Consider the following 10,715-nt stretch of genomic DNA (forward strand, 5'->3'; position numbering starts at 1 on the left):
TTGCGTCAACGTGGTGCTGGGCAACCTCAAGCGCGCCATCAGTGGCGTGTATCACGCCATCGCGCAAGGCAAATACGCAAGGCGGTATCTGGGAGAAGCGGCCTATCGGTTTAGAGCGGCTAACAAAACCCAGGAAGAAGCCGTCAGCAGATGATGGAGCATGCAAGCCAGAGCAACGCCAAGTGGAGATCGATGCGGCGTTCAAAGCGGATGCGCAGTTTGCCCATGGCTGCGAACCAGGCATGCGTGCGCTCGACGACCCAGCGATGACGGCCCAACCGGTCGTTGCGCTCGATCCCCTTGCGTGCAATCCGCGCAATGATGCCGCGCTGCTTGAGGAAGGCGCGACAGCGGTCGATGTCGTAGGCCTTGTCGGCATGCAATTTGTCTGGCCAACGTCGCCGGCGCCCTGGTTTGCCACCAATTGGCGGCAAGGCCTCGACCAACTCCTCGAACACGACCGAGTCGTGCCGATGGGCGCCGGTGACGCACACCGCCAAGGTCACGCCGTTGCGGTCGACGATCAGATGCCGTTTGCTGCCGAGTTTGCCGCGATCGGTCGGGTTTGGCCCGGTGTAGGCGCCCCCCGGGGGGAGGCAACACTGGCGGCGTCCAGACTGGCTCGGCTCAGATCCAGCCTCTGGACGCGACGCAGCTCGGCCAGCAACACCTGATGCAGACGATGCCACACACCGGCGGCTTGCCAATCACCCAACCGGCGCCAGCAGGTCATGCCACTGCCATCGCCCAGTTCCATAGGCAGGTCTTCCCACGGCACGCCCGTGCGCAAGACATAGACGATGCCGTTGAGGGCTTGCTGATCACTGATACGTGGCCGTCCACCTTTGGGCGAACGCTTGACTTGCGGAATCAGTGGTTCGATGCGCTTCCACAGCGCAATGGGGATCTCTTTGCGAGGCGTCATGTTCGCAATTTTGCAACCGGAGACACAATATTCAAGGGGTTTTGTTAGCCGCTCTTAATCGTCGATTCCGCTTGCGCGACATGCTGCCACGAGTGGACACGGCCATGATGCAATCCACACCATGTCCAGAGCCGGTTTTGCGTGCAGCGAGCAATTTTTATGGCTAAGAGTCAGGGCTAATCAGGTGGGTGCTTGACCTTGGTCAAGCGGTGTTCGATGCCGTGCTCCTCGCAGACGCGAGTGAAGAGATGCGCACAGGCATATCGGTCGGAACTGCGGTTGGTGAACTGGATGCCGTTATCCGTCAGAACCGTCTGCAAGGTGTAGGGCACTGCCTGGAGCACAGTGCGCAGGAACTGCACTGCAAACAGCTTGTTGGCAGAGGCATGCAGTTCGGTGAGCGCAAACGTGGACGTCCTGTCGATGGCCACGAACAGATAAAGCTTGCCCTCGTCCGTCTGCACCTGTGCAATGTCGATGTGGAAGTCGCCAATCGGATAGTTTTTGAACCGCTTCTTGGCGGGGTCGTCGCCTGTAATCTCGGGGAGCCGCGAGATGTCATGGCGTTGCAGGCAGCGGTGCAGCGATGAGCGCGTCAGACGCGGAATGCTCGGCTGCAGTGCATAGAGACAGTCATCCAGCGGCAGCAACGTGTGCTTGCGGAAAGCGACTCTGTGGTATCGCTCGACGGATCGCCTCTGTCGTGGTGGCGCTCCCATGCAGAACCTGGCCCATCGTGCTTGCTTCCATTCGAGGGAAAATAACGCACCATCAACACCTGGGATCAAACAAACAGCAGTGTCGCGAAAAGATGGCATGAAATGTGGAATAACGCGCAGCCTGTCCGTACTGCGCGCATCCGTACTGAAACGTCCGCAGCAAGCGCTTAAGGTGCGCTCTTCTCAGCATCACGCTGCCTGCGGATCTGCGCATCCACCGCGGCAATCGCGGTCATGTTCATCACCCGGCGTGAAGTGGCGCTGGTGGTGAGGATGTGCACCGGCTTGGAGATGCCCATCAGGATCGGGCCGATCGCCACGCCGTCGGTGAATACGCGGACCAGGTTGTAGGCGATGTTGGCCGCTTCCAGGTTCGGTAGCACGAACAGGTTGGCACGGCCCTTGAGCGTGCTGTTGGGCATGATCTGCTTGCGCAGCGCTTCGTCCCAGGCGGTGTCGCCCTGCATTTCGCCGTCGATGTTGAGCTCGGGCTTGCGCTTGAGCAGGGCTTCGCGCACCTGGCGCATCTTCAGCGCATCGCGCGAATCGTGGCTGCCGAAGTTGGAGTGCGACAGCAGCGCGATGTTGGGCTCGATGCCGAACAGCTTGAGGCGGTACGCGGCCTGCAGCGTCGCTTCGACCACCTGCTCCACGGTCGGGTCTTCCTGCACATGCGTATCCAGGAAGAAGAAGACGCCCAGCTGATTGATCACGCCGGTCATCGCCGAGGTGGAGCTCACGCGCGGTTCCAGCGGAATCACGCTGCGGGCGTAACCCAGCTTCTTGTGAAAGCGGCCGACGACGCCAGACAACATCGCATCGGCTTCGCCACGCGCCACCATTACTGCGGCGATCAAGGTCGGACGCGAGCGCATCAACTCCTTGGCGGCAGTGACAGTCACGCCGCGACGTTCGGTCAGTGCGTGGTAGTACTGCCAATACTCGTTGAAGCGCGGGTCGTCGTAGATGTTGGTGATTTCAAAGTCCACCCCGGCGGTCAGGCGCAGACCCATGCGTTCGATACGCGCCTGAATGACGTCCGGGCGACCGATCAGAATCGGGAAGGCCAGGCCTTCGTCGACCACGTTCTGCACTGCACGCAGCACCACTTCTTCTTCGCCTTCGGCATACACCACGCGCTGCTTGTCGGCGCGCGCGCGGTCGTAGACCGGCTTCATCATCAGGCTGGTGCGGTAGACGAACTGGCCGAGCTTGTCGCGGTACGCCTCCATGTCGTCGATGGGGCGAGTGGCCACACCCGAATCCATTGCCGCCTGGGCAACCGCCGATGACAACTCAACCAACAGACGCGGGTCCAGCGGACGCGGAATCAGATATTCCGGGCCGAAACTGGGCGTTTCGCCGAAATAGGCCGCGCCCAAGTCGGAGGCCTCGCGCCGCGCCATCGCCGCAATCGCCTTGACGCAGGCGATCTTCATGTCTTCATTGATGCCGGTGGCACCCACGTCCAGCGCGCCGCGGAACAGATACGGGAAGCACAGCACGTTGTTGATCTGGTTCGGGTAGTCCGAACGCCCAGTGCCGACGATGCAATCCGGACGCACAGCCTTGGCCGCTTCCGGAGTGATTTCCGGGTTGGGATTGGCCAGCGCGAAGATCACCGGCTGGCGCGCCATGGTGGCGACCATTTCCGGCTTGAGGATGCCGGCCGCCGACAGGCCCAGGAAGATATCCGCGCCGTCGACGATCTCGGCCAGGGTGCGCTTGTCGGTGTCGCGCGCGTAGCGCTGCTTGTCCGGGTCCAGATCGGTGCGGCCGGTGTGGATCACCCCGTCGCGGTCCAGCGCCAGGATGTTCTCCGGCTTCAGGCCCAGCGAGACCAGCATGTTGACGCAGGAGATGCCGGCCGCGCCCATGCCGGTGGTGGCCAGCTTGACCTCTTCGATCTTCTTGCCGGTGACCACCAGCGCATTGAGCACTGCGGCGCCGACGATGATCGCGGTGCCGTGCTGGTCGTCATGGAACACCGGGATGTTCATGCGCTCGCGCAGCTTGCGCTCGACGATGAAGCATTCCGGCGCCTTGATGTCTTCCAGATTGATGCCGCCGAAGGTCGGCTCCAGGCTGGCGATGATGTCCACCAGCTTGTCCGGGTCGTTCTCATTGATCTCGATGTCGAACACATCGATGCCGGCGAACTTCTGGAACAGTACGCCCTTGCCTTCCATCACCGGCTTGGATGCCAGCGGGCCGATGTTGCCCAGCCCCAGCACCGCAGTGCCGTTGGTGATCACCGCCACCAGATTGCCGCGCGCGGTGAGCTCGCTGGCCTGGGTGGGTTCTTCGAAGATCGCCTCGCAGGCGAAGGCTACGCCCGGCGAATACGCCAGCGACAGATCGCGCTGGGTCAGCATCGGCTTGGTCGCGATGACCCTGATCTTGCCGGCCGGCTGCTGGCGGTGGTAGTCGAGGGCGGCCTGTTTGAAGTCGTCGTTGGACATCGGCTGTTTGGTTCTCAAGGGCGCAGGAGGGCTGAATTCTACCCTCCTGCCTGAACGAGGGCCTGTCGCGCAGCTGTCAGCGCGGCAGGAAGATCGCATGCTGCAGCGCGTCGTGCGTTGCGGCCAGTGTTGGCTCGGAGCGAAAACGGCCCTGTATCCCGCCGGCATCGCCGACGGAATACAGGGCCGCAGGAAGCATCAGCGCGCGCTGATCGGGGCGGCGACGTCGGTCGAGGCCACCGGTGCCTGCAGCGGCGGCGAGCCGCCATCCAGCACCAGCTTGAGCTGATCGCGGTCCAACGCATTTTCCCAGCGCGACACCACCACCGTGGCGACCGCATTGCCGATGAAGTTGGTCAGCGAGCGGCACTCGCTCATGAAGCGGTCCACTCCCAGGATCAGCGCCATGCCGGCCACTGGCACGTCCGGCACCACAGACAGCGTGGCCGCAAGGGTGATGAAACCGGCACCGGTCACGCCGGCTGCGCCCTTGGAGCTGAGCATCGCCACCGCCAGCAGCGTGATCTGCTGACCCAGGCTCAGGTCCACGTTGGTGGCCTGGGCGATGAACAGCGCCGCCAGGGTCATGTAGATGTTGGTGCCATCCAGATTGAACGAATAGCCGGTCGGCACCACCAAGCCCACCACCGACTTCTCGCAGCCGGCCTTTTCCATCTTTTCCATCAGCGACGGCAGCGCCGACTCCGACGAAGAGGTTCCAAGCACCAGCAGCAACTCGGCCTTGAGATAGCGCATCAGCTTAAGCACCGAAAAGCCGCACAGGCGGCAGACAATGCCCAGGATCACCAACACGAAGAACAGCGAGGTCAGATAAAACGAGCCCACCAGCCAAGCCAGATTGACCAGCGATTCCACCCCGTACTTGCCGATGGTGAAAGCGATCGCACCGAATGCGCCGATCGGCGCGGCCTTCATCAGCATGTGCACCAGGCGGAACACCGGCGCGGTCAGCGCTTCCAGAAAGCTCAGGACCGGGCGGCCACGCTCGCCGACCAGGGCCAGCGCAATACCGAACAGCACCGCCACGAACAGCACCTGCAGGATGTTGCCATCGACAAATGCGCTGATCAGCGTAGCTGGGATGATGTCCATCAAAAAGCCGACCAGGCTCAGCTCGTGCGATTTCTGTACGTAGGTGTTGACCGCGCTCTGATCCAGCTCGGCCGGATTGATGTTCATGCCGGCGCCGGGCTGCACCACATGCGCCACGATCATGCCCACGATCAGCGCCAACGTGGAGAAGAACAGGAAGTAGGTCATCGACTTGGCGAAGACCCGGCCCACCGTCTTGAGGTGGGTCATGCCGGCGATGCCGGTGACGATGGTCAGAAAGATCACCGGGGCGATGATCATCTTCACCAGCTTGATGAAGGCGTCGCCCAGCGGCTTGAGGCTTTCGGCAAATGCCGGCTCTAAATGGCCGAGCAAGGCGCCCAGGACGATTGCCACCACCACCTGGAAATACAGCTGGCGATAGAAGGGGACGGACGCCGGCAACGGGCCGGCAGGCTTGCTGATGTGCATGACACCACTCCGAGGGAACATAGAGGGCGCCTGAGCAGGCACCCGGTGCATGCATTCTGGCCGCACGCCAGAGCCGGGGCCGATAGCCCATTGGTACTAAGCACTGTCCGCCTACCCACTATCCGCGGATTGAATGCCGTTTTACACTTCAGCCGCGCCATCGCCGGCCGTTAATCTCGTTCAACACAGACAACGATTCCCTGTGCGTTCGCCGCCCGGACCTGCGCGCTTGCTGAAGCCGTTCATTGCGAACGCCATGGCAGGACGCCCGGCCCCTCCTCATTGCCGAAGACCACACCTATGCGCCTCAATCTGCTCGTTCTCGCGTTGGCCATCGCCGTCGCGCCCGCTGCCGCCAATGCGGCCACCTCCCTGGAAAACTGGCCGACCAAGTACACCTTCGGCGATGGAACCGAGCTCGGCCTGACCGGCAACTACGCCTACGACGACAACAACTTCTCCGGCAGCGACCGCCTGGAAGACCGCACCGATTTCCGCCGCAAGGAACTCGGCGCCACCCTCAAGAAAAAGGGCGTCTATGACGCCATGGTGAACTTCGACTTCGAAGCCAAGCTGTGGCTGGACGTGTTCTTCCGCGTCGAGACCAAGGCGGTGTTCGGCCAGGATTACGGCCGCGTGCGGCTGGGCTACATGAAGGTGCCGGTGGGTCTGGAAGCGATGCAGAGCTCGCGTGCGGGCAGCTTCATGGAACTAGGCCTGCCGGTGCAGGCAGTGTTCCAGGGCCGGCGCACCGGTGCGGAGTGGACCCTGGAGCGTCAGCAGTACCTGCTACAAGCCGGCGCCTATGGCGGCAAGGATCTGCAGGGCGACAACCCCGGCACCACCCAGGCCGTGCATGCGGCCTGGACCCCGATCAAGGCCGAAGGCAATGTGCTGCATCTGGGCCTGGCCGGTTCGGTCGAAAACCCGCGAGGCTTCAGCGACGGCCGCGGCGTGTCGTTCAGCCCGCGCGTGCGCCTGCGTGCCCGCCCGGAAGCCGGTCTGACCGACGTGCGCCTGATCGACACCGGCACCATTCTCGATGCGGATCACGTGATCCGCGCCGGCGTGGAAGCGGTCTGGATCCACGGCCCGTTCTCGCTGCAGAGCGAAACGCTGCGTGCCGAAGTGGCGCGTAACGCCAACCAGCCGCACTTCATCGCGCAGGGTCAGTACCTCTACGGCACCTGGACGCTGACCGGCGAGTCGCGTAGCTATGCCGGCGGCGTGCCGGGCATGATCAAGCCGGCGCACGACTACGGCGCGGTCGAACTGACCGCCCGTTACAGCCGTCTGAATCTGGAAGACAACCTTGTGCATGGTGGCCGCCAGCACGACACCACCATCGGCGCCAACTGGTACCTCACCAGCCACTTCAAGATGCAGGCCAACTACAGCTGGGTGAATGCCACGCGCAATGGCGTGCATGAGACCCCACACGTGATGGAACTGCGTGCGCAGGTGCAGTTTTAAGCGTTATTGATTGGTTGGCCGCTTCAATACGCTGATGCTGTGACACACACCAGCGTGTGTGCCTGTGCGGCCGCATCCTTCCGAGGATGCGGCCGTAGTCGTTTGTGGGGGCTTGTTCGGTGGTCATGTGTGGCTGTCGTCGCTGCGGGTCTCCGCGGCGATAGCTGCACGATGTACCAGCGCACCGCCATACTTGTCGGCATGTATGCCTCGCAACGCCGCCGCCTGCTGTTCACGCTGTCCATCGTGCTGGGCGGCATGTTGGTGGCCATGTTCGCGGCCGGGCATTTTGTCGAGCAGAACGCCTTGCACGACGAAAGCGCCACCGTGCGGCGTCAGCTGCGCCTGTATGCGCAAGCGTTGCAGCAGCGCATCGATCGCTATCGCACCTTGCCGCAAATTCTGGCGCTGGACCCGGAGCTGCGCGCTGCGGTATCCGGGCCGTTGTCGGCCGCGCAGGTGGAACGGCTCAACGACAAACTCGAACGCGCCAACAACGTCACCCGATCCTCCACGCTGACGGTGATCGACCGCAGCGGTATCGCACTGGCGGCCAGCAACTGGCGGGCGGCGCGCAGCAATGTGGGCGTGAACTACGCGTTCCGTCCTTACTACCAGCAGGCGCTGTCCACCGGCAGCGGCAGCTTCTACGGCATCGGCATGACCACCAGCGAGCCGGGCTATTTCCTGTCGCAGGCCATCGTCGATGCCGGCGGCCAGGTGCAGGGCGTGGTGGTGATCAAGATCGCGTTGGCCGCGCTGGAACGCGAGTGGCTGCAGACCCCGGACATCGTGCTGGCTTCCGATGCCCACGAGGTGGTGTTCCTGGCTAGCCGCCCGGAGTGGCGCTACCGCATGCTGGCACCGCTGAGCCTGCGCGATCGCAGCCAATTGCGCAGCACCCGCCAATACGCCGACCAGGGATTGCTGCCGCTGCGGCGCCGGTTGATCGAGCAGACCGGCAACGGTGGCGTGCTGGCCGAGATACGCGAGCCGCCGCTTGCCGGACCGGTGCTGTGGCAGACCATGGAGGTGCCAGAAAGCGGCTGGCGCCTGCATCTGTTGCACGACACCCGCGCCAGTGCTGCAGCCGGCCGTGCCGCGGCGATTGCCGCTGCTGGTGCGTGGTTGGCGCTGGCCTTACTGTGGTTGTTCGTGCAGCAGCAGCGGCGCTTGTCCGCCGTGCGTCAGCGCAGCCTGCACGAGCTGGAAACGCTGCTGCAACAACACGCCGAAGAACTGCGCACCGCGCAAGATGGCGTGGTCACCGCCGCGCAACAGGCCAATGCCGGTCTGAGCCGCAGCCTGGAACATCTGCCGCAGGGCGTGGTGGTGATCGACGATGCGCTCAATCTGGTGGCGTGGAATTCGCGCTATGTGGAGCTGTTCCGCTTTCCGCCCGAGTTGCTCAAGATCGGCCGCCCGATCGAAGACCTGTTCCGCTTCAACGCACGCCGCGGCTTGCTTGGTCCGGGGCAAATCGAAGCGGCGATCGAGCGTCGCTTGAACCACTTGCGCAGAGGCAAACCACATATGCGCGAGAGCGAAAAGGAAGACGGTACGGTGCTGGAAATTCGCGGCAATCCGCTGCCCGATGGCGGATTCGTCACCAGCTACGCCGACATCACCAGCTACAAGAACGCCGCGCGCGAACTGCGTTCGTTGGCCGACGCACTGGAACACCGTGTGGCCGAACGCACCCGTGATCTGGACGCGGCCAAGCGCGAGGCAGAAAACGCCAACCGCTACAAGACCCGCTTCGTCGCCTCGGCAGTGCACGACCTGCTGCAGCCGCTCAACGCCGCGCGCATGTTCGTCTCGGTATTGCACGGCCAGCTGCACCACGCCGGCAGCACGCGCGTGGTCGACAACATCGAAGGCGCACTCGCCGCGCAAGACGCCATCCTCAACAGCCTGCTGGACATCTCGCGCCTGGAAGCGGGCAGCCTGAAGACCCAGGTGCGCGATTTCGCGATAGCCCCACTGCTGGAAACACTGGCACGCGAGTTCGGCATCCTCGCCGAAGACCGCGGCCTAGCATTGGATTGGGTGCCAACGTCCGCCGTGGTGTTGAGCGATGAAAACCTGCTGCGGCGCATCCTGCAGAACTTTTTGTCCAACGCGATCCGCTACACCCCGCGTGGGCGCGTGCTGATCGGCTGCCGTCGTCGCGGCGGCTGGTTGCGCATCGAAGTGCACGACCAGGGGCCGGGCATTCCCGAAGCGTTGCAGCAGGAAATTTTCGAAGAATTCCGGCGCCTGGACGACGGTGTGGCCAACGACCGCGGCGCCGGCCTGGGCCTGGCCATTGTCGAGCGCATCGGCCGTTTGCTTGGCCACCGCATCGGCCTACGTTCCACCCTCGGCGGCGGCAGCGTCTTTTCGGTGAACGTACCGCTGGGCGAGCGTGCCGCCATCGCAATGCACTTGCCGCCGCCCACCACAACTGCAGAAAACGCCAACGACCCGATCCTGCACGGCTGCCGCGTGTGGTGCGTGCACGACGAGCAACGCGTGTGCGAGGCCAGCCGCGCCCTGCTGGAACGTTGGGAATGCCGGGTCGATTTTGCCGGTAGCCCCGACGATGCGCTGGCAGCCGCCAACGCCGACCACGTGCCGGAACTGCTGTTGCTGGACGTACGCATGGGCGCCCACTACGGCCCGATGTTGCTGCCGCAACTAGTGCAACGCTGGCAACGCGAACCGCACGTCATCCTAGTCACCGCAGAACCCGACCCGGCGCTACGCGAGCATGCGCTGGACCTGGGCTGGGGATTTTTATCCAAACCGGTGCGCCCGCCTGCACTGCGTGCGCTGGTGACGCAGATGTTGTTGCGGCGTGGGTGATTATCTTCGATGCTTGTGTCGATACAACGCACGTGTGCTCCATTACCGCTGGGATCGGCCGGAAAGTGAGCCTCTCCTATCAATCCTGCCTGGCGCCCACGCTGTGCGTGCCAGGAGTAATATCAACCAATGCGTCACCTGATCGGAGCATCGCCCTTGCGAATCCTTGCGCATTTCCTCGCGGCAAGCCTGGTACTGACCAGCAGCATCGCAGCGACAGTTTGAGCCCAGGCTGCTGCATCCTTAACCGTGATGCCCGACAAGGAGCACACTGCCATGGACGCATACGTCGCCGAAACCTTCCGCCCCCACACGCTGGACGAATTTCCGGAATCCTGATTAGCCCCGACCTTCAGCCGCCAGTCGCAGGATCTGCGCCGCGCTTTGTGGATGCTGCTGTCACTTGAAGCCAACGCGGCGACGTGATGCGCAGCAATGCCGTGCAGTTCCAGGCGGGATGATCGATGTCTGAGTTCTGCGCGTCCTGCAGCACCGAAGCCACGTGCTATCGCGCGCTCTACACGTGGCGCTGGCCGCAAGGCTTTCGTTGCCCTGTTTGTGCCGGGCGGGCGCGGTCGCGTTTCAAGCGGGGTGCTGCGATCTGCTCCCAATGCAGCGCGTGCCGGCATCAGACCAGCCTGATTGCAGGCACGATGTTTGCCGACACCAAACTGCCGCTGCGCACCTGGATGCTGGCGTTGCACCGGTTGACCTCGACCAAAACCAACATGGCCGCACGGGAGC

7 protein-coding genes and 3 pseudogenes are annotated in these 10,715 nt (G+C 63.4%); 5 read left to right on the forward strand and 5 right to left on the reverse strand.

Annotated features, from left to right (window positions below; genetic code table 11):
* Positions 1–112: pseudogene (locus tag XpopCFBP1817_RS17005) on the forward strand (transposase); the annotation flags it as partial.
* Positions 113–143: 31 nt separating this feature from the next.
* Here the strand turns inward: XpopCFBP1817_RS17005 and XpopCFBP1817_RS17010 are convergent.
* A protein-coding gene (locus XpopCFBP1817_RS17010) for an IS5 family transposase (RefSeq protein ID WP_128418017.1) occupies positions 144–925 on the reverse strand; the annotation gives its coding sequence in 2 pieces (ribosomal slippage) (positions 144–595 and positions 595–925; 783 coding nt in all).
* Positions 926–981: 56 nt separating this feature from the next.
* On the opposite strand from XpopCFBP1817_RS17010, the pseudogene XpopCFBP1817_RS17015 reads away from it, so the two are divergent.
* Positions 982–1,092: pseudogene (locus XpopCFBP1817_RS17015) on the forward strand (IS1595 family transposase); the annotation flags it as partial.
* Positions 1,093–1,110: 18 nt separating this feature from the next.
* Here the strand turns inward: XpopCFBP1817_RS17015 and XpopCFBP1817_RS17020 are convergent.
* The 4 genes and pseudogenes from XpopCFBP1817_RS17020 to XpopCFBP1817_RS17030 all read right to left on the reverse strand — a co-directional run.
* A pseudogene (locus XpopCFBP1817_RS17020) lies at positions 1,111–1,660 on the reverse strand (DDE-type integrase/transposase/recombinase); the annotation flags it as partial.
* Positions 1,661–1,811: 151 nt separating this feature from the next.
* On the reverse strand, positions 1,812–4,106 hold the full coding sequence (locus XpopCFBP1817_RS17025; RefSeq protein ID WP_128418021.1) for an NADP-dependent malic enzyme: 2,295 nt from the start codon (positions 4,104–4,106) through the stop codon (positions 1,812–1,814).
* A 76-nt stretch (positions 4,107–4,182) separates the two neighbouring features.
* Positions 4,183–4,305 (reverse strand): hypothetical protein, encoded by a 123-nt coding sequence (locus tag XpopCFBP1817_RS23625; protein WP_279627128.1) that lies wholly within the window; start codon positions 4,303–4,305, stop codon positions 4,183–4,185.
* Positions 4,305–5,651, reverse strand: coding sequence for a dicarboxylate/amino acid:cation symporter (locus tag XpopCFBP1817_RS17030; protein WP_128418018.1), 1,347 nt, complete (start codon positions 5,649–5,651; stop codon positions 4,305–4,307). Before XpopCFBP1817_RS17030 ends, XpopCFBP1817_RS23625 begins: the two co-directional genes overlap by 1 nt.
* Positions 5,652–5,951: 300 nt before the next feature.
* On the opposite strand from XpopCFBP1817_RS17030, the gene XpopCFBP1817_RS17040 reads away from it, so the two are divergent.
* From XpopCFBP1817_RS17040 to XpopCFBP1817_RS17050, 3 genes are all read left to right on the forward strand, one after another.
* Complete coding sequence (locus XpopCFBP1817_RS17040) at positions 5,952–7,124, forward strand: OprO/OprP family phosphate-selective porin (protein WP_128418020.1); 1,173 nt, start codon at positions 5,952–5,954, stop codon at positions 7,122–7,124.
* Between the two features lie 201 nt (positions 7,125–7,325).
* A complete protein-coding gene (locus XpopCFBP1817_RS17045) occupies positions 7,326–9,971 on the forward strand; it encodes a PAS-domain containing protein (protein WP_128418022.1) in 2,646 nt (881 codons plus the stop codon).
* Positions 9,972–10,435: 464 nt separating this feature from the next.
* Positions 10,436–10,715: transposase (locus tag XpopCFBP1817_RS17050; RefSeq protein WP_244171219.1), on the forward strand; the 280-nt coding region annotated here is incomplete at its 3' end.

This window comes from Xanthomonas populi, from assembly GCF_002940065.1.
GTDB lineage: Bacteria > Pseudomonadota > Gammaproteobacteria > Xanthomonadales > Xanthomonadaceae > Xanthomonas > Xanthomonas populi.